Genomic DNA, 21,397 nt, shown 5'->3' with positions numbered 1-21,397 from the left:
TCGGCACATCGCGTCAGGTCATCACGCCGGATCATGGGCCTATGCTAGACTTGCAGGAAGGCCATGTATTCGTTGAATTAACCTATCCCCACCTTATCGGCTTCGGGTTATGTACGGCATCACGAAGTGGCGACCTCGCACATCGGATTAATCCGGAGTGGAACCGCACACCCGAAAACAACGTAGACCTGCACCAATCGTGCCAAGGACAAAGTCAGGGCAAACCATGGCGAACCAAGGGCAGAGTGCCGATCGCGGCCTTGAAGGGCTGACTGCCGCCGCCAAAAGTGCTGCCAATGCCGAAGGTGCCACGAAGGGGCTGCCTCCGGTGCATCTGTGGAATCCGCCGTTTTGCGGCGATCTCGATATCCGAATCGGCTCTGATGGTACTTGGTTCTACATGGGGACGCCAATCGGGCGTCACGCGCTGGTCCGCCTGTTCTCGACCATTCTCAAGCGCGAGGGCGACAAGCATTTTTTGGTCACGCCGGTGGAGAAGGTCGGCATTCGCGTCGACGACGCGCCGTTCATGGCGGTCGAGATGCTCAAGGAGCGCGAGGGTGGCCATCGCGTGCTGCGCTTCCGCACCAATGTCGACGACTGGGTGACCTGCGACGCCGCGCACCGGCTGCGTTTCGAGCAGGCGAGGGACGGCGGGCTGACGCCATACTTGCACGTCCGCGCCGATCTCTGGGCCAAGGTCACCCGCGCGCTCTATTACGATCTGGTTGACATGGGCGAGGAGCGGATGGTCGATGGCCAGCCGATGTTCGGCGTCGAGTCGGCCGGCGAATTCTTCGCCATGGCCGACGCTGAGCAGGTGAGGGCCGCGCTTTGAACAAACCTATCCTGCAGAACGATCCGGTCGCGCTCAGCGCGGCGGATTTCTTCGCCCGCTCCAGGGCCAAGCTTGATTTCGACGTCCCGCCCGGTCTCTATGATCCGAACATCATTCCCGCCTCGGGCGATCCCGGCACCGACAGGATGCTCGAGATCATCGCGCGCGAGCAGCCGGTACGGCCGGCGGCGGTCCTGATCGCAGTGGTCGACCATCCCGAGCCGACCATCCTGCTGACGCAGCGCTCGGCGCATCTGAACGACCATGCCGGCCAGATCGCCTTTCCTGGCGGCAAGATCGACGCGACCGACTCCTCGCCGCTCGATGCGGCGCTGCGCGAGGCCGAGGAGGAGATTGGGCTGTCGCGCGACTTCGTCGAGCCGATCGGCTATCTCGACCTCTACGGGACCGCGTTCGGCTTCCGCATCCTGCCGACAGTGGCCAGGGTGCGGCCGGGCTTCGAGCTCACGATCAATCATTCAGAGGTTGATGACGCATTCGAAGTGCCGCTATCCTTCCTGATGAACCCGGTGAACCATCAGGTGCACAGCAAGGAATTCCGCGGCATGGAGCGTTCCTATTACGCGATGCCATTCGCGGAACGCTACATCTGGGGTGCGACGGCGGGAATGCTGCGTGTGCTGTATGAGCGGATCTATTCGTCATGATCCGGACGGTTCTGACCGAGATCGGAATCTTCCTTATTCCCTTTGCCATCTATGCGCTGTTCCTGGCCGCCACCCGATCCGGCCTGTTCGCGCGATCGTCCTGGCCGGTCACCATCGTTGCGCGCCTTGCCCTGGTGGCGATCGCGCTGGTGATCGCGGGGCTGGTCGGCCTTGCACATTTCTCCGGCGCCGGACCGGACTCGACCTACGTTCCCGCGCATATCGAGAACGGCAAATTCGTGCCGGGCACGGAAAAATAAGGGCTGGACGATGAGCGCGGAGCCGTTACTCGCCAATGCGCCCTGGCTGACCGCAGGCGGGACCGGGCGCGTCCTGCGATTGCTGGGCGCGAATGGCGAGGAGGCGCGGGTGGTCGGCGGCGCGGTGCGCAACGCGCTGCTCGGTCTCTCACCCGGTGACATCGACATCGCGACTACCGCGTTGCCGGACGAAGTGATGCGGCGTGCCAAGGCCGCCGGCATCAAGAGCGTGCCGACCGGGATCGACCACGGCACCGTCACGCTCGTCATCGACGGGCATCCCTATGAAGTGACGACGCTGCGCGAGGACACCGAAACTTTCGGCCGCAAGGCCAAGGTCGCGTTCGGCCGCGACTGGGTGAAGGATGCCGAGCGGCGCGACTTCACCATGAACGGCCTGTCCGTCGATGCGGGCGGCGTCGTGCACGACTATGTCGGCGGGATTGCGGATGCCAGAGCGCGCCGCGTGCGCTTCATCGGCGATCCCGGCCAGCGCATCGCCGAGGACTATTTGCGCATCCTGCGTTTTTTCCGCATCCACGCTGCCTTCGGCGCCGGCGAGCCAGACCGCGACGGCTATCTCGCCTGTATCCGGGCACGCGCGGGCCTTGCGAACCTCTCGGCCGAGCGGGTGCGCATGGAGATGCTGAAGCTGCTGGTCGCCGGCGGTGCATCCGCGGCCGTGCTGGCCATGGCGGAGGGCGGATTGCTGCAGGCGCTGACCGGAGGCGTGGTCTATACGGGGCCGCTGTCGGCGATGATCGCAATCGAGCGCGAGCTCGGCCTCACCGCAAGCAGCACGCGGCGCCTGGCCGCGCTGACGGTCGCGGTGACCGAAGATGCCAAGCGCATCGCCGCGCGCCTGCGGCTCTCCAATAGCGAGACCAAGGCGCTGGATTCGATGGGGCATCGCTGGTGGCGCTTGGCCGCCAAGAACGAGCCGAAGGCGCGGCGGCTGCTCTACCGGCTCGGCGCAGAGCGCTATCAGGAACGCGTGTTGCTGGCCTGGGCCCGGGCCGGTGGCGACGTCGGATCGTCGCGCTGGCGCGCGCTCGCCGAGCTGCCGCAGCGCTGGACTGCGCCGAAATTTCCGTTGAAGGCGGCCGATTTCATCGCGCGCGGCATGGCGGAAGGACCTGCGCTCGGACATGTCTTGACGCTCGCCGAGGACGCTTGGCTTGCGGCGGATTTTCCACTAGAGCAAGCCGCGCTCGCTGCCATCGCCGATCAAGCTGCCGCCCGCGTCCGCCGCGACGAGAGAACGTGACCATCGTTTCAGGCTTCGCCGACATCCCGATTTACCAGCTCCTGCTGGTAGCAACGATGGCGTTGTTGGCTTCGATCATCGGTGGTCTTGCCGGCTACGGCACCGGCGCTTTGATGCCGCTGGTGCTGGTGCCGATGGTCGGCGCTGAGCCGGTGGTGCCGATCATCGCGATCTCCGCGATCTTCACCAATCTCAGCCGCGCGATAGCTTACTTGCGCTATGCCGACCGCCGCCGCGCTCTGATCGTGCTCGCCTGCGCGGCGCTGACAACCGCGCTCGGCGCCTACGGTTACACGCGCCTGACCAATGCGGGCGCGGCGCTCGTGATCGGCACCATGCTTATGCTGAGCGTGCCGCTGCGCCGCGTGCTGCGCCGCCGCGAGGTCAGGATCGGCGACACCGGCCTTGCCGCCGGCTCCATCGGTTACGGCGTGCTGGTCGGCGGCACCTCGGGCTCCGGCGTGATCCTGCTGTCGCTGCTGATGGCCGCCGGCCTCGAAGGCGGAGCCGTGATCGCGACCGATGCGATGATCTCGCTCGGCACCGGCCTGATCAAGATCTCGGTGTTCGGCCTTGCCGGCGCGGTGACCGCGCAGGTGCTCGCGCTTGCGCTGCTGATTGGCGCGATTGCGATCCCCGGTGCGTTCCTCGCAAAAGCCTTCGTCGAGCGGATGCCGGTGTACATCCACACCGCGATCTTGGACGTCGCGGTGATCAGCGGCGGACTGGTGATGATCTCTGCCGCTGCAAGGCAGCTCGTCGCGTAGATGACCCCGGCCCAATTGCCGCGCCTGGACCGCGGATCACCTCGAATGCGAGGACTAGCGCGTCTGATAGAGATAACCGGCGCGCTGGCCGCCAATTTCGTGTCTGCCCCGCCAAAAAGGGGTAGAGTGCTCAAGGGTCACATCTGAGGAGCAACAACATGACCCCACCCCCCGAGCTGGTTCCAGCTAAGATCGACCGGCATGTCTTCGCGATCATGCCCGACACGATGCCGCCCCGGGATCCCGATGACGACGAAGAGGATGAGGAGGAAGAGGAGGAAGAGGAGGAAGAGCAAGACGAGGACGAGAACCAAACCGACGAACCGCCGGTCGTGCGCGAGCCGGATGAGGACTAAGCAGGACGCCTAGACGTAGCCTGAGCTTCGGTGAGTGCGTTCCTCGGCCTAGGTGCGGCACGCCGGTGCGTCCGGCGGCTTTCAGAGTCGGTCTGATTCCGAGAGCACCGGCAGACGCTGGATGGGCCACGGTTCTCGGCGCAGCAATCTAGCGGCGTTCGCGGGTAGAGGAGATGAGCATGACTCTCATATGGCTTGGTGTGCTCCTTGTTTTCGGCGGCGTACTCCAAATGGCATTTCAGCCCATCTGGCGAGGCCGATTCAGCGGTGGGAAATGGCTTCGCTCCGGGCGTGACACGCTGGAGCCTGAAAGGCCCGGTAGCGGCTTCGGCGTCAAATCGAACTGGCCCGGACTCGTGATGGTCGCGCTTGGCGGCGTTTTTTTGCTGGCCGGAGCTGCCTTCTGAGTTGAAAACGAATGCCGCGGGCGTTTGGTTATCTGCCGCACCAACGTGCCAGAGCCATCTCTTCCTGGCCCTAAGCTGCCCAACGCGCGAGCCGTTGCCATGTCGGCTGATCGAGGGAGACCGAACATCGAGCGATGAACGTGCTGACCGCAGCTTTTAACCCTGTTCAGACCTCGCGGGGCAAGCTTACCGCCTGCGCGTCTTGGTACCTCATAATGGTTAGCTCCCCCCACGAACGCGAACTGGACTTCACTTGGCGGGATCATCCCTCGACACACGAACCCAAAGAGGAGACTCCAAGATGCGTAAAATCCTTTTTGCGTCGCTGTTCGCCGCCGGTTTGGTACTGCCGGCATGGGCTGAGGACGCGGGCACGATCAAAGTCCACAGCGGGTGGAAATTGATCCAAGAACGCGTAGACAAAGGATTTGCCTACGGGACCCTGTGGGGGATCACCTTCAACGACGCTGGCAGCGGTCCTCTGCACATGGCACCTGCTTCTGGGACGTATAGTCTTACACAAGAGACCGGTAAGGGTGAGGGCGAACTCACTTGGGGCACCGGCGATGACCAACTAAAGGGGCCGTTTACCATCACGGTTACTGACGGTAAGGCAAAAGGCGAGAACACCGTCAAGGGAACTGGAAAACTTTCCGGAATAACCGGCGGCCCATTTGAGTGTGCTTTTGTGGGCAAGCCCGAAGATCAGCAGGCGTGGTGTACGGAGGTGTTTAATCGGAAATAGGCGGCACGATCTTCTCAATTCTTCGGTAAGGGCCGGTCCTCACCATGTCTGCCGGTCCGCTTGCCGCCGCTGACCCGGCTGTTAATTGATGCGGTGCATGAGTCGGGGTGATGCCGGATCGAAATGGTGGAGCGACGGCCGGTTTTGCTTCACAAGCGGCACAGTGCAGCCGATCATCTGCCCGCTATGGCTTACTCTCTCGGAGAGGCTGCATGGGTCAGTGAAACTTATCGCCACGATCCAGTTTCGCAACAATTTGCGCGATCCGTCTGGCGCGCGTCTCGGGCTTCCTCGCTGTATGAAGGCGATAGTAGATTGAATAGAGATTTCTGCGATCGAGCGTCGCGAAGAACGCTTTCGCCGCAGGCATGTCCTCCAAGGCGTCAAGAAAGTCTTGCGGGATAGTCATGTCCGCTGAGCCCGCGTATGCGGTGTCCCATCGTCCATCCGACTTGGCCGCTTCGACCTGAGCCAATCCAGCGGGAAGCATCCGCCCTTCAGCGATCAGGGTTGTTGCGTGACGGCAGTTCTTGGCCGACCAATTGGAATTCACCTTCCTCGGGGTAAGTCGTTGCAAGTACGACGTGTCGTCGAAAGGTTTCATCTGGCCATCGATCCAACCGACGCGGATGGACTCAATAACGCAATCGTTCCACGTCACAGACGGCACGCCCGTGTCTGATTTGAAGATCCGCACCCAGAGTTCGGTCGCAGTGCCATGGTGCTTCTCAAGCCAGTCCCCAAGCTTGGATGTGTTCTTAAATGCCAACGGGGCTTGCTGCTTTTTGCGAACCATAGGCAACTCTACCACGTAGGCAGCAAAGCCTCCATCTGCGGACAACAAAGCCCAGTGGCAAGCTCTCTTGGCTGAGGTCTGTTGTGGCCCTAAACTGCCCAACGCGCGCGGCGTTGCCATTTCGGCTGTTTGAGGGAGACCGAACGTCGAGCGATGGACGTGCTCGCCTGCGCGGCGCTGACGACCGCGCTCGGCGCCTACGGTTACACGCGTCTGACCAATGCGGGCGCGGCGCTCGTGATCGGCACCATGCTGATCCTGAGCGTACCGCTGCGCCGCGTGCTGCGCCGTCGCGAGCTCAGGATCGGCGATACCGGCCTTGCGGCCGGTTCGGTCGGCTACGGCGTGCTGGTCGGCGGCACCTCGGGCTCCGGCGTGATCCTGCTCTCGCTGCTGGTGGCCGCAGGCCTCGAAGGCGCCGCGGTGATCGCTACCGATGCGATGATCTCGCTCGGCACCGGCCTGATCAAGATCTCGGTGTTCGGCCTTGCCGGCGCGGTGACCGCGCAGGTGCTCGCCTTTGCGCTGCTGGTCGGCGCGATTGCGATTCCCGGTGCGTTCCTCGCAAAAGCCTTCGTCGAGCGGATGCCGATCCACATCCACACCGCGATCCTCGACGTGGCGGTGATCACGGGCGGACTGGTGATGATCTCTGCCGCCGCAAGGCAGCTCGTCGCGTAGATGACGCCGCTCACCGGGGATTGGTGCATGGACCGGGGATCGAACTTCCTCCGAGCGTGTACTCACAAAAGTCGGCTTCCGAGCCCAAACCGAAAGTCGCCCCGCTTGGCCATCATCGGCGGCTTATGGCCCAACCGAGACATTGGCGCCTTCCGATAAGGTTCGTCGCGCCACGGCGTGGAGCTCGTGCCTCTGAAGAGTAGCCTATCTTCCCGGACCTGCTCTGGCCTTCGGATACTCGCTCCTTTGGTGTCGCCACAATTGCTGTGCTCGGCCGACGCTGGTGGGTTGCGGTCAGGGACGCGCGCAACGACTTGTGGCGTCCTAAAGGACGCCCTGCAATGCTTTCGGTCAAATTGGACGCGACCTAAACGCGCACGCCCGCCCAGGTCCCATTGCGTCCCATTGCCACTAATTCCCGGAACGACTGTCCACACTGGTGGTTACCTGCAAGCCGTTCGCTCGCTCACCAGCAAAGGAAGTCGGCGCTTGCTCGACCTCTGGTACAAGAACGCCGTGATCTACAGCCTCAACGTAGCCACCTACAAGAACGGCAACGGAGACGGGATCGGCGATTTCAAGGGACTAACCGAGCAGCTCGATCATATCGCTCAACTCGGCGTAAATTGCCTGTGGTTGCTTCCATTTTATCCCAGTCCCGGACTAGACCACGGCTACGATGTCACGGATTACTACAACATCGCGCCGGCACTCGGAACGTTGGGCGATTTCGTCGAATTCAGTCATCAGGCCCGACTGCGCGGATTGCGGCTGATAGTCGATCTTCCCATCAATCACACTTCGGACAGGCACCCATGGTTTCAGCAGGCTCGCGCCGACCCGTCGTCGCCGTTTCGGGAATATTACGTCTGGTCAACCAGCGAACCCGAAAATAGCACAGAAGGCGTCGTATTTCCCGGGTTTCAACTCAGCGTCTGGACTTACGACCTCTGCGCGCGCTCGTGGTATTATCACCGGTTTTACCAACATCAACCTGACCTCAACATAGCCTGCGCTGCCGTCCGCGAAGAAATCTTCAGGATCTTCGGCTTCTGGCTTGAACTCGGTGTTTCGGGATTCCGAATAGACGCTGCACCGTTCGTCGTGGAGGAAATACGTCCAGATCGTCCGGCGAAGCCTCGGTATGAGTTTTTCGCCGAGCTCCGCAATTTCCTGTCCTGGCGCAAAGGTGATGCGGTGTTGCTGGCGGAAGCAAATGTAGCTCCCACGGAGCTTCAGCATTATTTTGGCGATGGATCGCGGATCCACATGCTATTTGCGTTCCTACTGAACCAGCACTTGTTCCTTGCACTTGCACGGGAAAGTGCCGAACCGCTGCGGCGCTGCATGAGCCAGCTGCCCCGAATTCGCACACTGGGCTCAATTTCTACGCAATCATGATGAGCTGGACCTCGGCCGTTTAACTTCTGAAGAGCGCGACGAAGTTTATGCTGCATTCGCTCCAACCCGCAAAATGCAGCTTTACGGACGGGGAATTCGGCGGCGGCTCGCCTGCATGTTCGGAAACGATCGCCGCCGCATCGAGCTGGCATTCAGCCTGCTGTTCAGTCTTCCTGGTACACCGGTCATTTACTACGGCGACGAACTGGGAATGGGCGACGATCTGACGCTTCCTGAGCGATGGCCTGTCCGTACGTGCATGCAATGGACGGACGACGAAAACGCCGGATTCTCCACGCGGCCGGGGAATCGTTTGCTTCATCATGTGATCCGCGAGGGCCAATACGCACCAGCCAACGTGAATGCGATTGCCCAGCAACGCGACCCGGATTCGCTGTTCAATTGGTTGCGGCGTCTGGTCGAAATGCGCCAGTCGTGCCCGGAGATCGGCTGGGGTGAATGCACCGTACCCGAAAGCAACTGTCCCGCTGTCTTGATCCAACATTTCGTTTGGCAAGGCAAATTCGTGCTGGTGCTGCACAATTTATCACAGACGAGCTGCAGCACGGAGATCTGGGATATTCCGAAGGGACGGAAGCTGACCGATATATTCGGTAACCGAATTTACGATTCCAACCTTACCGCCGACGCCACTCTTATCGAGCTTGATGGCTATGGCTATCGGTGGTTTCGCCTCGACTGAGCCAGTGAGCAGCATCCTCGGCGATTACGCCCGCTCGCCGATGCTGCGGCTGGCATTCTTTGGGCGCAGGGCCGCCAATGAACACTGGAAGCGGCTGAACTTTGTTGAACGATCTCTCGCAGCTAACCTCATCGATAAGCCCCACGGCAAGAGGGCCTCGATTGAGGCCCTTTGCGGAGAGCACCGCCTAGCACCAGCTTCAGTCGGCGGGATCAAATCCGCCGTCACCCCATGAGCGCCCGCCGATCAATTCAGCCGGCACTCACGGTTGGAAATGTTCTGATGCGCCGCCTGGCGTTACAGGCCACCTCGTCCTTCCCAGTAGGTGGGTGTCCCATAATACCGGTGGGTTCGTGTTTCCCAGTCTCGATCCTGCAAGGAATCATCGCTGAACTCAGGCGCGTCCCTCAGCTGTTGCTCTGTGATGTTGGTTCGAAAACCGCCAAGCGACGTGTCATAGGTCAGAGCACTCCAGGGAATGGGGTAGTGGCTATGACCCAAGCCAACAAATCCGCCGAAGCTCATGACTGCATAAGCCACTCGGCCTGACACCTTGTCGATGATGAGGTGATCAATCTCACCGATATTCGTCCCATCTGCTCCATAAACCTCGGTTCCTTGAATGTCCTCGCTTGAGATGCAGTGATGATCCGGATGAGCTGTTGCGCGGGCCATGACTTTGCCTCCTTGATAGGTGGTTTTGCCCTCTTAACTCGGCCGCCACGGGGGCGTTCCTACCTTAGAACATCGTGTCGCAGCTCGATCACCAACCGAACCACGGCTCATATCGGTTGTAAAAACCTAGCCCTGGTCGCTCCGAGGGGCAGGCGGTGCGTGCGATGCGTATGGCGTCTTCCGGCCTTCTCCGCCGTGAGCCGAGAAGCGCCAAGTACGATCCTGGTTCGTAACAGGGCTGAAACAAGCGCGCCGGTAGACTGTGCGTTGGCGAGAGGGGCTTCGGAAAGCGGGCTTGCCCGAATAACCCGCTGCGCGGTGACCGCTTCTGCGTCCACAGCTGAATAGGTCGATAGCTCAGCGCAGACCTACTACCGGAGCCAGATACGACCTTACTGTTGTGATCTCAAACCGAGATTTCTGACCCGAAGCACATGAGCCTTGGGAGGGTACACGACAGCCGAACCCGTCGAACTGCGCCAGGCACTGACAGGAGCGCATCGACATTCATGTGAGTTCTTAGCCGGTGTTTCTGACCGCCTCAGCCAGAATGGCGTAAAGCTGCTGCTTGCTGAGTTCCTTGGGCTGCGGCCTCTTTGCCGTACTCGACGACACCTTCTGTGCGACTGGACGGGCGCAGGCTGCCGATGATGTCGGCCTCAGTTTCGGGGGCGGCCTTATCTTGGGCCGTGCCGTAGGCGGCTTGCGGCCGCGCTTCAGGCTCAGACGGGTCAGCATGCCGCAGACTGCGTTACGGCTGCACCCGAGACGGCGCGCAATCTGCGCCGCGCTCTGTCCTGCGGACCAGAGCCTTTTGAGCAGCGCTATGTCTTTCGCATCCCAGCCCATGGGAGATACTATAGCGCCGACTGCCAGATGCAGGCTAGTCTAGTCATCGTCCGGCTCGCGCACGACTGCTGGTTCGTCAGCGTCATCTTCTTCATCGTCGTCTTCGTCCTCCTCATCCTCCTCGTCGGGATCCCGGGGCGGCATCGCGATGCCCATAAGCATCAGCGGTGTCCAGCCGATCGCTGTGGTGGAAAATGCTTCGGAGGTGTGTTGCTTCATGTCGTTGCTGCTCCTCGAAAAGCACGCGCAGTCGAATATTCCTGACGGGCGGCACACGGATGTTCAGGGTGCGATCGTTGCAAGCCCGAGGGTGACACCAGGTCAATGACCAGAGCAGGGGGCGGCATCCGCCACGCAACTGGTGATGTTTGCCGCTACTTTATGCCCGAAGACCCATCAGACTCGATGTTCACCAAGACCTCGCCGGTGGTGACTTCGGGAACCCCAAGATCGAGATCATGCAGACTCGCCTGCACAAACGCCAGTATCTTGGCGTTCGCTGCGTTGGCGCTCTCCCGGTCGTCAAATATCATCACGGCGATACCAACGCCGTCGCCCGCATCCAGCACATGGTAAGATCTGAATCCGTGCGATTGCCTGAGGATCTCACCTACGCCGCTCTTGGCGCGACGAGCGGCGTCCGCCACCGAGCGAACCTTGGTGTACTTGCGAATGACCATGTACATGGGGCCACCACGCGCTACACGCCCCCTCGCATCAAAGCATATCGGCCCCGGTCGGACTAGGGCCGACTTCCGGGACGGGCCACAGCGTCCGGTTGGGCGGACTGGGCGACGCGCCTTTTCCAATGAGCCATCCTCGCCCCGCGAGTGGGGGCGAGGTGCTGAGGCTCAGGAGCCCTCGAACTTGAACGATACGTTGAGCTTGGCGCGATAAGCCTCGACTTTTCCCTTGTCATCCAGTTGCATGTCGAGCTTGACGACCTCTGCAATGCGAAGATCTCGGAGAGATTTTGCAGCTTGCTCGACCGCATTGGCGGCCGCCTTCTCCCAGGAGTCGGTGCTGGTACCGACCAGTTCAATGACCTTGTAGACGCTATCGGGCATGTCGTCCTCCTATTCGGTAGGAGCAGGAAATCTAACACCAGAATATCGATGCTGATACGTCTCGGGCATGCTCCCGGAGCCGGGAAGGGACAAACTGCATTTGGCGAGGGCGGCTCTTGGCCGAGCTAACCTGCCGTACCAGCGTCATTATGTCCTCAGAGCGGGTCGCCGGAAAAGGGTCCTGTCGGCTGTCACTTTCCTGTTTGACTCCTAGAGATATCGGAGGTTTGGCGCGCGGGGGGCGGGCATCTTTGTTGCGAATCCAGGGCAATGCGTTTGCTGGCGGAGGCGCAATTGCAATAGGGTTCGCATAGAGCGGATGCACTCGACCACCGCAACGCGCTGTGAGCGGCGGGATCAATGCAGTGCACGCCGACAATCGCGCGCACGCTTGAGGTCGGCCGTTTCGGTTCCTTCGTCAAACCAATCGCAGATCGGTTCTAGCAGCGTGCGCGCCTCATCAATCCTTCCTTGCCTCCGCCAGAGTTCTGCGAGGCTTGTGGCGGCGCGCAACTCCAAGGATTTGGCGCTTTGACCACGCGCCACTTCAATGGATCTCCTAAGATGAGACTCGGCGTCGCCGACTTTCGATGGGACGAGCGATAGGAGAATTTGGGCTTTTTGCCGGTGCAATTCCGACTCCCATGCCCTGCCTGTCACATCACCTACGCCGGCCAGAAGCCCCTCGATCAATGATAGTGCGCGTTCATTCTCGCCGACCTTGGCGTCAATCTCTGCCAGCCAGCTATTCATCATTGGCAGCATGAAACCGACACCGTTTTGCCGCGCTTCATCGATTCCCAGTGCGATGTCGGATCGGGCCTCCTCGATCCGGCCAAGCTCGCCGACAGCCCGGCCTCGAGAAATTCTCGATAAAATCGCGTACAGCGAAAACCGCTGTTCTTGTGACATTTCAAAGCTGCTCTGTGCGTTTTCGAGAGCGCGAGCGGCGTCCCCGCGCAGCAGGTGCACGACAGAGGTCATGTAATGAGCAAATGCCACTGTGTACGGGTGAGCAAGATCCTGAGCCAGGGCGAGCGCTTCTGATACGCGCGAAAGGGCTCGATCGGGATAGCCGAGAAACCACAAGTCCCAGGACTGAAGCAGCAGTGAAGCCGCTTGAGGCTCCACCACGTAAAGCTGATGAAGAGGCTGTCTTCCTTCGCTGATCGAGAGCCTGATCGTCTCTTCGAAATGGTTCGCTGAGGATTGGAAGTCCCCGATGGTCAACAACGTGCTGCCCATCACTCTGTGAGCCACCATCGCCAGCACGGGGTCAGACAAGTCTCGTGACCGCAACAGAAACTCATCGGCCATGCTGAGGGCCTCATCATTCCTTCCACCCATCCATGAGTGTCCCCACAACCCAAACAGGGCCTGGAAATATTCAGGGATGTCGCCGAGACGCAGGCATAATGCGCGGGCTCTGGAAAACGCTTCGCGTGTTTCCGTGGAGGCATATCCTTTGACGGCGATAAGCGGTATCCCCAGCGCCAATTGAACCTCGGTCTCTTGTTTGGTCCGCTCGGGGGTTTCGGGCAGCGTTTTCAGAAGCTCAAGCGCACTTCGAAAACTGGCAATCGCTTCGATGTTGGCGGAGTGCGCGAGTGCGCGCTGCCCGGATTTGAACCAATAACGGATAGCTGCACTGTGATTGCCTGCTTCCTGATGATGATACGCCAGGACTTCGGTCTGATTTTCCGCAAGCTCCGGAAACTGATGCTCCAGGACTGTGGCGATCTCGGCGTGGATCTGCTGTTTTTTGCTCCTGAGCAGGGAATCGTAGATCGCATCGCGCAGCAACACATGTTTGAACGCGAACCGGAGGGAAGGCGAAATGTCGACTCGATATACGATGTCAGCCTGTTCGAGCAGCGAGAGTGCTGTCAGCATTTTATCTTCGTCGAGTTGCGATACAGCCGACAAGAGATCATAGGAGAACTCGCGCCCAATCACCGCCGCAATCATTGCAAGTTTGCGACTTGGCGCAACGCGGTCGAGCCGCTCCATCAATGCGTCACTCAGCGTGTCCGGAACCCTGAGCAATGCAGCTTGTGCCGTCCGCTCGGACGCACCTCGACCGAGTACAGGTGCGCTCAACATACTGTTTGTCAGTTCCTCGATGTACAGCGGGACGCCATCGGCTTTTTCGATAATCTGGTCCAGCAGCGGTTGAGGCATTCTCCCGCCCCTCAACAGACCTCGAATCATCGCCTTCACTTCCGCCTGCGATAGTCGAGTCAGCGAGTGCACGGAGATATTCGCATGAGTGATCCACGCAGGGCGGAACTCCGGCCGGCAGGACACGACAAGCAGCACGCGGGCGTGGCCGATCCGGCTGATAATCAAGTCAAGCAGCTCAACCGTCGACGGATCGAGCCAGTGTGCATCCTCAAAGATGCAGAGCGTCGGCCCTTGGACGGAGAACGCCAACAGCATATCGACAAGCGTGCTTATGGTTCTGTTCTTTATTTGCTGCGGGGTCAGGCCGGATAGTTGGAGGTGATCATGCACGGGGATGGATAGCAGTCTGGCGACCAGCAGGACCGGCCCGGTGGAATTATCGGGAAGGTAAGCCCTGAGCTTGGCGAGCTTGTCTGCATCAGGCTCGCGCGCTGTTATTTGGGCCAAATGTTGGATCTGCTCGATGACGGGGAAGAACGCGCTCTGATTGTGGTAGGGCGAGCACTGATGATGCAGCAAAATATGCGGTTCCTGCTGAATATGCGATTTCAACTCGTGGAGCAGCCTCGACTTTCCGACTCCCGGGATGCCCGAGAGGAGTATGACTTGGCCATCACCCTCCTTGACCTTCTGCCACCTGTCGAGCAGCAGGCTCAGTTCGCTTGAGCGTCCAATGAGCGGAGTTAGAGAGCCCGCATGCGCAGCCTCGAAGCGGCTGACCGTGTATTTAGCCGCCAGCACGCGATACAAATGAACGGGCTGAGTCACACCCTTGAGTTCCTGGATCCCCAGGTCCTGAAAATCAAAAGCCGCCGATATGAGACGCCTCGTTGTCTCTGAGATGAGTACCGTATCTGGAGCGGCAAGGGCCTGCAGGCGCGCCGCAATGTTCGGCGTCTCCCCCACCGCGTCCATCGACCACCTGCCGCTGTCTCCAATGTCACCGACAACAACCGGTCCAGAGCAAACACCCACTCGACAAGACAGAGGAACCGGACCTGAAATCTTCGGGACCCCGGACGCGATCTCCAGTGCGGCGTGAACAGCACGAATGGCGTCATCCTCGTGAGCGGAGGGCCAGCCGAAAAATGCCATGACGCCATCGCCGAAATAGCGGGCCACCTCACCGCCATACCGCCCGATCGCGGTGCTGCATTCCTCACGGTATGCGTCGATGAGTTTTTGGAGATCCTCAGGGTCCAGCTTCTCCGAGAGCTGTGTAGAAGCCACAAGGTCGCTGAACAGCACCGTGATCTGACGGAATTCAGGTTCGCGATGCTGCGCAACGGAGGGCGACGCCGCAGCCACTCTTGAACCCACAAGCGTTGCGCCGCCGAGCTGGCCTGAAGCGGTCAAGGCTTCAATCGCCCTAAGCAGCTTCTTGCGGTGGCCTAAGGACGAAACTCCAATTTGCTTGAGATCATTTTCCGTCAGGTCCGGAAGGACGGAATACTCGATGTTGTTTTCCGCGAAGGCTTGGGCGTACTCGCCTAGACCGTGTCTGGCCAGCCACTCGGCTAAGTCGGTGTTTGTCCTCGTCATCGAAGAGGTCCTCCTCTTAACCGCCGTAGGACCCCTTATTCTATCTCACCACGGAGGCGCCGGAACAGTGCGTGGTTGCGCGCTCAGGCCCAGCAAAACCGCGATGATGTCGCGCTGTTCCGCTCAAGCCGCGGGGCGAGCGCTGCAATCTTCGTCTTCTGAAGGCCCTGAACTGAGACCGTATGGGAGCGCTTCTCCGATCGCCTGTCGAAGCTCGTCGACCATTTCGGCTTCGGATTTATGGAGTTCGTGATTATAGCCTTCCGCCAGGATCAGGGCCGATTCATACGTCTCCTGAACGACTGCGATACGGTCATTCGCAGGAAGGGACGCGACGAACTCGATGGTATCTTTGACGTGTGTGGCCTCACTCCCGAGAGAGCTGTGGCTTCTGAGGAAGCGGGTCGCATCGACGCCGTCCGGACACAGCGCCTGGACCTTCTCGACGTCCGCCTCCTGCTTGAGCGCGGCGATGCGCTCCAGGCAGTAGGAGTACCCTATACAGCCGATCGGGTAGTCCTGCGAGCAAAGGTCATCAAAGCGCTTGCAGAGCGGCTTGATCCCCTGCGGGATGAAATTGGTGACGAGTCGCTCGGCTGGTAAACCGAGCGCGCGCAGGTCCTTGAGCGCGAGGCGATCGTGACCAGACTCCTCGCGTGCACGTTCTTCAAGGTAGGCAGCGACCTCGGGCCTGCCCAGCTCCTCGAAGCGGCTGGCGGCGCGCCGCAGATTTCGAGGCGTATCGACAGAGGTGTGATAGGCGCCGACCAGGGCCACTACATAGCCGGTGAGCGTCTGCTCCGGACGCGCGAGGCGTTTTTCAATCGCGGCAAATCCGAGATTGATCGCGCCGTCGAGCAGCCCGATCGTGCTGCCCGCCGTACCCATGCCCATCATCGGCATCGCGAATGGATCTACATTCCCTTTCGTCCCACCCGTCGTGTGGAACCAAACCTGTCCGGAGTCGCGAGCAATGATTGAAATATCACCCGTGACGTTGACCCACTCCGTCCTCAACCGCGTCATTAGAAACCTCCCAACCTGCAGTGCTCAGCAGGACCGTCTGTCTGCCGTTGCCACTTCGGACAGCTTCAAGCTGGAGACGGAGCGCGCCGCCCCTCGAACCGAACGGTAACAGCGCTAGATACCGTTGGGTGTACAAGACATCAGCAAGCGAGCCGTTTCCAGAAGTGACTGGCCGGGTCGAGGGGTCACGCGGCTTTTGTTCGGCAGCACAAAAACGACTTCATCAGGGTTTTGCATCGTGTAGTGACTATCGTGCTCTTCTTCCGTGATGATGACCGCGCGGTTCAGATAGATACCTCGCGCCGCGAGTGCGACTTTGGCTCGGTTCGCGGCGGCGGCTGTCACGGTAGTGTTGTCCGCCTCCCGTTCCAGCAACGAATTTCGGAAATCGTCTTCGACCCACGCGTCGACGATCAACTGTGCGAGGGAATCGTTGGGGCCGAAGGAGAAGGTTGGAACCGTCACCTCTGTCGGAGCTGCCGCGCCTCTCAAAACGACATTCTTTTTAATGGCCATGATCAGCCCTCCTTCATTAAACAGGCTCGGCATCTCGCCGCCCGCATCTTTTAAATGCAATATATTTTTTGCAGTTTAATTGTATAACCTTAGGATGGCAAGTTAGAATAGCGAGCACTGCCGCATGCTTATAAGTCCATCGTGCCAGTCCGGGGGACCACGCTGGCGATGGTTTCGGTTTGATCAGCTCCAAACGAATTGGAAACAAAATTTAAATATCGAGCGCGCCTTTAACGGGCGCTGCGATTTAAACGTCGGCCGATTGCGGCACGCTTTGTTGCTCGAAATTGGGAATGCATAGGCCCCCGGCCTCTCCAATCTTCCTCCATTCGGAGCTTGTCGAGAAATTGGTCGAAGTCCTATCCAAAAGCGCGAGGCCAACGACGAGCACTCGCATCTGACCAGCGCGCGCTCTTAGGTGTGCTTATTCCTCGTCGTCCTCGTCTTCATCCTCGTCGTCTTCGCCGTTCTCTTCCTCTTCCACCTGCACGAGCGTGGCCAGCGGCAGCGTCTCGCGGAACAGATCGCCTTCCATGCCCATCCAGAGGCAGAGCACGTCGTTCTCCTTCACCTCCGCAACCGTTAGCGGCTGACCGCCGGATTTCAGCATCACGACATCGCCGGCCTTCAATTCCATGGATTGTCCTTTCGAGTTGATCGACCCGGACGCGAGGCTAGCAATTTGTCATGACATCCGGAAAACGGCGGATGAGACCGCGCGTGCCGTGCAGAAACGCTCAGATGCCGGGGCCGCTGGCTAGGGGCCCTTCATCGCAAAGGCCGCGACGATGCCATCATGCCCCTGTTTTGCCCGGCGTGTCAAAAGGATTTCGTAAAAATCGAAAGTTGAGTTTGCGTTTGCCGTAAGTCCTTGAATTCGCAGCAGCGCCTACTGTGCATGGGGTTGTTTTTCGATATTTTTGTTTTCGCCTTTGGTTACTCCGGCAGGAGCTCGGTCAGCGAACGGATGATGCGGTCGGGTCGGACGATCGAGCCTTCGGGCAGGCCGTCGCCATGCACGTCGATCCAGATCGAATAGATGCCGAGGCGCTGCGGCGTCACGACTTCCCATTCCAGATTGTCGCCGATCATCCAGGTGTCCTTCGCGGTGACGCCGAGCGCCTCCATCGCATGCAGATAGGCGCGCTCCTCGGGCTTGCCGAAGCCGTGCTCGCCCTCGATCTGGATGTGGTGGAAGCGGTGCGCGAGCTCGAAGCGCTCGACCTTGGCGCGCTGGGTGTCGGCGGCGCCGTTGGTCACCAGCGCGAGCTTGATGCCGAGCGCCTTCAACTGGTCGATCGCCGCATGCGCACCGGGAAAGACGAACATCTCCTCCTCGCGATAGGCGGTGAAACGGTCGGCGAGGCGAATGGCGAGGTCATCGGGCAGGGCGCGATGGCCGGCGGCCGCGAGCGCGGCAAAGCCGCCCTTGACCGTGAGGTGGCGGGCCTCGGCAAGCTTCAGCCGCCATGCGGCTTCCGCGTTGGCCCAGAAGTTTCGCGCGAACGTCAGCACCGCGGTCGCCACCAGCGGCGGCGGCAGCGGCGCGAGTTCTTCGGCGAACTCGGCCGTGATCGTATTCCAGGCGATCTCAGGCCGGCCATAGGCCGACAGGATGGTGTCGTCCATGTCGATCAGCATGGCGCGAGGGAGCGGCGGCATTGCAAGCTTCATGGCCATTTCACTTCCGGCGGCAGCGACGAAAGGATCGAATCCACGTTGCCGCCGGTCTTGAGCCCGAAAATGGTGCCGCGGTCGTAGAGCAGGTTGAACTCGACATAGCGACCGCGCCGGATCAATTGCTCCTCGCGATCCGCAGCGGTCCAGGCTGTCGCGAAATTGCGCCGGATCAGTTCGGGATAGATCTGCAGGAAGGCGCGGCCGACATCCTGGGTAAAGGCGAGGTCGGCGTCCCAGTCGCCGCTGTCGTGCCAGTCGTAGAAGATGCCGCCGATGCCGCGCGCCTCCTTCCGGTGGGGCAGGTAGAAATATTCGTCGCACCACTTCTTGTACTTGTCGTAATCGGCGACGCTGCTGTGCTGGTTGCAGGCCTGTTTCATCGCGGCGTGAAAGGCGATGCTGTCGGCATCGTCCTGCGTGCGCCGGCGCTCCAGCACCGGCGTCAGGTCCGCGCCGCCGCCAAACCAGGCTTTGGTGGTGACGACGAAGCGCGTGTTCATGTGCACGGCGGGCACGTGCGGATTGCGCAGATGCGCGATCAGCGAGATGCCGGAGGCCCAGAATTTTGGATCCTCCGCGGCGCCGGGGATTTGAGCACGAAATTCAGGGGCGAATTCGCCATGCACCGTCGAGCAATGCACGCCGATCTTCTCGAACAGACGGCCATGCATCATCGACATCACGCCGCCACCTCCGGCCGCGCCGGAATGATCGGTGCGCTGCCAGGGGGTGCGCTTGAAACGGCCGGCTTCGCCCGGATAGAGGCTTGGCGGGACGTCCTCTTCCAGCTGTTCGAAGCTCGCGCAGATGTCGTCGCGCAAGGCTTCGAACCACGCGCGCGCGCGGGCCTTGCGGTCTTCGATCAGGGTCGGATCCATTATCGCGGTCATTTCGTCAGCCCTTGCGGACGCCAAACAGGTGCGGCTCTCGTTGCAATTGTCGCCGTGGATGCTGACGCGGGTGAGCTTTGCATCTGTCCGTCTACCAAACCTATCTGATGCCGAGCGACTTATGCGTCTGCACGCTGAGCCGCCATTGCGGATGGCGCAGGCAATAGTCGATCGCGCGTGCGGTGTTCTCGGCGACCTCGGGTCCGTCCATCGGTTGGAGCGAGAAGCGCTCGAAGGCGAGGCCCTCGAAGGTCTCGGGCGGGGCGAGCACCTGCGGATAGACCAGCTTCAGCTCATGGCCGCGCCGCAAAACGAGCTCGCTGCCGCCCTTGGGGCTGACGCAGATCCAGTCCAGCCCCTCGGGGGCTGCAATCGTGCCGTTGGTCTCGACGCCGATCTCGAAGCCGCGGGCGTGCAGCGCGTCGACCAGCGCGGCATCGACCTGGAGCAGCGGCTCGCCGCCGGTCAGCACCACGTAGCGGTTGTCGGCCGATGCGATCCATTGCGCGGCGATGGTGTCGGCGAGTTCCGCGGCCGAGCCATAGCGGCCGCCGAGCGTGCCGTCGGTGCCGACGAAATCCGTGTCGCAAAATTTGCAGGTCGCCTCGTTGCGATCCGCCTCGCGGCCGCTCCAGAGGTTGCAACCGGCAAAGCGGCAGAACACGGAGGCGCGCCCGGCATGGGCGCCTTCGCCTTGCAGGGTCAGGAAGATTTCCTTGACCGCGTAACTCAAGTCTCTCTCCTCAATCGTTTGGGCTTTCAGGGGTCCGGAGCTGACGCAGCGCCTCGCCGGCGGCCATCGCCGCACTCATGGCCACATTGAGCGACCGCAGGCCGGCCTTGATCGGAATCACCAGCCGCGCATCCGCGGCCTCGAGCACCGCGTCGGTGACGCCGGCGCTCTCGCGCCCGAATAGCAGGATGTCCGACGTCTGGTAACGAAAATCACGGTAGTCGGTCGCACCTTTGGTGGTGAACAGCAGCAGGCGACAGCCTTGTGCCGCACGCCAGTCCTCGAACCTCGCCCAGGAATCGTGCCTGACGATGCTGACATGGTCGAGGTAGTCCATTCCCGCCCGGCGGAACGTCCGATCGGAAGCGGGGAACCCAGCCGGCTCGATGATATGCGCGGCCACGTTCAGACAGGCGCAGAGCCTGAGAATCGTGCCGGTGTTCTGGGGAATGTCGGGCTGGAAAAGAGCTATCTGCATGGGCTGTGCGGGGCTGGTTGCGGCCGGAAATGTCTCAATAAAACATCGCTCGTCCGGGAATTCGTGCATTGCACGCTCCCGCGCCGATAGCGGGCTTGCGCTCGCCCGGCAAGGGTGCCAATAGAACGATTCTGGACTGCTGTTTCACCTGTTTAGGTGCGAGCACGCAAAGTTCTGCCGCCGCGGGGGGGCCGCGGGCGCCGGCAGCCTTTCCGGGGACCTCATGGGCGCCCCCCGGAGCGGTTCCACCGGCCGCATAAGAAGAAAGGGTTGGAATCGTGACGACAGCGTCTTCGGCGGACCATCCGACACGCCGTGATTTCTTATTCGTTGCAACGGGGGCCGCCGCAGCAGTAGGGGGCGCGGCCGCGCTCTGGCCCTTCATCTCGCAAATGAATCCGGATGCCTCGACCATCGCCGCCGGTGCGCCAATCGAGGTCGATCTCAGCCCGATCGCCGAAGGCCAAGACATCAAGGTGTTCTGGCGCGGCAAACCGATCTACATCAGCCACCGCACCAAGAAGCAGATCGACGAAGCGCGCGCCGTCAACGTGGCGAGCCTGCCCGATCCGCAGAGCGACGAGGCCCGGGTCAAGTCCGGCCACGAGCAGTGGCTGGTCGTGATCGGCATCTGCACCCATCTCGGTTGCATCCCGATCGCTCATGAAGGCAGCTACGACGGCTTCTTCTGCCCCTGCCATGGGTCGCAGTACGATTCGTCCGGCCGCATCCGCCAGGGGCCCGCGCCCGCGAACCTGCCGGTGCCGCCGTACCAGTTCGTTTCCGACACCAAAATCCAGATCGGCTGAGCCTCGGACCGACGTCCGAAGCTTCGTGCCGTCTCGTCGTACTATTTCCTCAGGATCGC

Annotated in this window: 23 protein-coding genes and 2 pseudogenes; 11 read left to right on the top strand and 14 right to left on the bottom strand. The window is 60.9% G+C overall.

What is annotated here, in order from left to right:
• The first annotated feature begins 226 nt into the window (after positions 1–226).
• From IVA91_RS00885 to IVA91_RS00850, 8 genes are all read left to right on the top strand, one after another.
• A complete protein-coding gene (locus IVA91_RS00885) occupies positions 227–838 on the top strand; it encodes a DUF1285 domain-containing protein (RefSeq protein ID WP_247279603.1) in 612 nt (203 codons plus the stop codon).
• Positions 835–1,506, top strand: a complete 672-nt coding sequence (locus IVA91_RS00880; RefSeq protein WP_247279604.1) for a CoA pyrophosphatase — start codon at positions 835–837, stop codon at positions 1,504–1,506. The genes IVA91_RS00885 and IVA91_RS00880 overlap by 4 nt, the downstream gene beginning before the upstream one ends.
• Positions 1,503–1,766, top strand: coding sequence for a DUF6111 family protein (locus tag IVA91_RS00875; RefSeq protein ID WP_247279605.1), 264 nt, complete (start codon positions 1,503–1,505; stop codon positions 1,764–1,766). The genes IVA91_RS00880 and IVA91_RS00875 overlap by 4 nt, the downstream gene beginning before the upstream one ends.
• Before the next feature lie 10 nt (positions 1,767–1,776).
• The gene (locus IVA91_RS00870) at positions 1,777–3,033 is read left to right on the top strand and encodes a CCA tRNA nucleotidyltransferase (RefSeq protein ID WP_247279606.1); all 1,257 of its coding nucleotides are present in this window, start codon (positions 1,777–1,779) and stop codon (positions 3,031–3,033) included.
• Positions 3,030–3,800, top strand: coding sequence for a sulfite exporter TauE/SafE family protein (locus IVA91_RS00865; RefSeq protein ID WP_247279607.1), 771 nt, complete (start codon positions 3,030–3,032; stop codon positions 3,798–3,800). The genes IVA91_RS00870 and IVA91_RS00865 overlap by 4 nt, the downstream gene beginning before the upstream one ends.
• 158 nt (positions 3,801–3,958) lie before the next feature.
• Positions 3,959–4,156 carry a hypothetical protein gene (locus tag IVA91_RS00860; RefSeq protein ID WP_247279608.1) on the top strand — a complete coding sequence of 66 codons (198 nt, stop codon included), beginning with the start codon at positions 3,959–3,961 and terminating at the stop codon, positions 4,154–4,156.
• Positions 4,157–4,335: 179 nt separating this feature from the next.
• Entirely contained in the window at positions 4,336–4,563 is a 228-nt protein-coding gene (locus IVA91_RS00855; RefSeq protein ID WP_247279609.1) for a hypothetical protein, read from the top strand.
• Positions 4,564–4,864: 301 nt separating this feature from the next.
• Positions 4,865–5,308 carry a hypothetical protein gene (locus IVA91_RS00850; protein WP_247279610.1) on the top strand — a complete coding sequence of 148 codons (444 nt, stop codon included), beginning with the start codon at positions 4,865–4,867 and terminating at the stop codon, positions 5,306–5,308.
• A gap of 217 nt (positions 5,309–5,525) precedes the next feature.
• On the opposite strand, the gene IVA91_RS00845 is transcribed toward IVA91_RS00850, so the two are convergent.
• Entirely contained in the window at positions 5,526–6,104 is a 579-nt protein-coding gene (locus tag IVA91_RS00845) for a YdeI/OmpD-associated family protein (protein WP_247279611.1), read from the bottom strand.
• 144 nt (positions 6,105–6,248) lie between these two features.
• Between IVA91_RS00845 and IVA91_RS00840 the strand changes: the two are divergent.
• Positions 6,249–6,785, top strand: a pseudogene (locus IVA91_RS00840) (sulfite exporter TauE/SafE family protein); the annotation flags it as partial.
• Positions 6,786–7,274: 489 nt separating this feature from the next.
• Positions 7,275–8,889, top strand: a pseudogene (locus IVA91_RS00835) (alpha-amylase family protein).
• Between the two features lie 297 nt (positions 8,890–9,186).
• Here IVA91_RS00835 and IVA91_RS00830 read toward each other — a convergent pair.
• The 13 genes from IVA91_RS00830 to IVA91_RS00770 all read right to left on the bottom strand — a co-directional run bounded on the left by IVA91_RS00830 (position 9,187) and on the right by IVA91_RS00770 (position 20,529).
• Positions 9,187–9,564 carry a PRC-barrel domain-containing protein gene (locus IVA91_RS00830; RefSeq protein ID WP_247279614.1) on the bottom strand — a complete coding sequence of 126 codons (378 nt, stop codon included), beginning with the start codon at positions 9,562–9,564 and terminating at the stop codon, positions 9,187–9,189.
• 519 nt (positions 9,565–10,083) lie between these two features.
• Positions 10,084–10,413 carry a GcrA family cell cycle regulator gene (locus IVA91_RS00825; protein WP_247279615.1) on the bottom strand — a complete coding sequence of 110 codons (330 nt, stop codon included), beginning with the start codon at positions 10,411–10,413 and terminating at the stop codon, positions 10,084–10,086.
• A gap of 39 nt (positions 10,414–10,452) precedes the next feature.
• Positions 10,453–10,632 (bottom strand): hypothetical protein, encoded by a 180-nt coding sequence (locus IVA91_RS00820; protein WP_247279616.1) that lies wholly within the window; start codon positions 10,630–10,632, stop codon positions 10,453–10,455.
• 155 nt (positions 10,633–10,787) lie between these two features.
• Complete coding sequence (locus IVA91_RS00815) at positions 10,788–11,099, bottom strand: hypothetical protein (protein ID WP_247279617.1); 312 nt, start codon at positions 11,097–11,099, stop codon at positions 10,788–10,790.
• Between the two features lie 165 nt (positions 11,100–11,264).
• On the bottom strand, positions 11,265–11,480 hold the full coding sequence (locus IVA91_RS00810) for a dodecin family protein (RefSeq protein WP_027529685.1): 216 nt from the start codon (positions 11,478–11,480) through the stop codon (positions 11,265–11,267).
• Positions 11,481–11,837: 357 nt separating this feature from the next.
• A complete protein-coding gene (locus IVA91_RS00805) occupies positions 11,838–15,206 on the bottom strand; it encodes an adenylate/guanylate cyclase domain-containing protein (RefSeq protein WP_247279618.1) in 3,369 nt (1,122 codons plus the stop codon).
• Between the two features lie 123 nt (positions 15,207–15,329).
• Positions 15,330–16,232, bottom strand: a complete 903-nt coding sequence (locus IVA91_RS00800; RefSeq protein WP_247279619.1) for a hypothetical protein — start codon at positions 16,230–16,232, stop codon at positions 15,330–15,332.
• A gap of 114 nt (positions 16,233–16,346) precedes the next feature.
• Entirely contained in the window at positions 16,347–16,748 is a 402-nt protein-coding gene (locus IVA91_RS00795) for a hypothetical protein (protein WP_247279620.1), read from the bottom strand.
• A gap of 424 nt (positions 16,749–17,172) precedes the next feature.
• The gene (locus tag IVA91_RS00790) at positions 17,173–17,385 is read right to left on the bottom strand and encodes a DUF2158 domain-containing protein (protein WP_247279621.1); all 213 of its coding nucleotides are present in this window, start codon (positions 17,383–17,385) and stop codon (positions 17,173–17,175) included.
• Between the two features lie 299 nt (positions 17,386–17,684).
• Positions 17,685–18,428 carry an HAD family hydrolase gene (locus IVA91_RS00785; protein WP_247279622.1) on the bottom strand — a complete coding sequence of 248 codons (744 nt, stop codon included), beginning with the start codon at positions 18,426–18,428 and terminating at the stop codon, positions 17,685–17,687.
• On the bottom strand, positions 18,419–19,306 hold the full coding sequence (gene hemF / locus IVA91_RS00780; protein WP_247279677.1) for an oxygen-dependent coproporphyrinogen oxidase: 888 nt from the start codon (positions 19,304–19,306) through the stop codon (positions 18,419–18,421). Before hemF ends, IVA91_RS00785 begins: the two co-directional genes overlap by 10 nt.
• A 112-nt stretch (positions 19,307–19,418) precedes the next feature.
• On the bottom strand, positions 19,419–20,051 hold the full coding sequence (gene queE, locus IVA91_RS00775; RefSeq protein ID WP_247279623.1) for a 7-carboxy-7-deazaguanine synthase: 633 nt from the start codon (positions 20,049–20,051) through the stop codon (positions 19,419–19,421).
• Between the two features lie 10 nt (positions 20,052–20,061).
• Entirely contained in the window at positions 20,062–20,529 is a 468-nt protein-coding gene (locus IVA91_RS00770; protein WP_247458274.1) for a tRNA (cytidine(34)-2'-O)-methyltransferase, read from the bottom strand.
• A 278-nt stretch (positions 20,530–20,807) separates the two neighbouring features.
• Between IVA91_RS00770 and petA the strand changes: the two genes are divergently transcribed.
• Positions 20,808–21,338: a ubiquinol-cytochrome c reductase iron-sulfur subunit gene (gene petA, locus IVA91_RS00765; RefSeq protein ID WP_211407456.1), complete on the top strand. Its 531-nt coding sequence runs from the start codon at positions 20,808–20,810 to the stop codon at positions 21,336–21,338.
• Positions 21,339–21,397: the final 59 nt, after the last annotated feature.

Origin of the sequence: Bradyrhizobium sp. 153 (genome assembly GCF_023073835.1) — a bacterium.
Taxonomy (GTDB): Bacteria; Pseudomonadota; Alphaproteobacteria; order Rhizobiales; family Xanthobacteraceae; genus Bradyrhizobium.
Note: the sequence above shows the minus strand (reverse complement) of the source record. Positions and strands in the feature narration are given on the sequence as shown.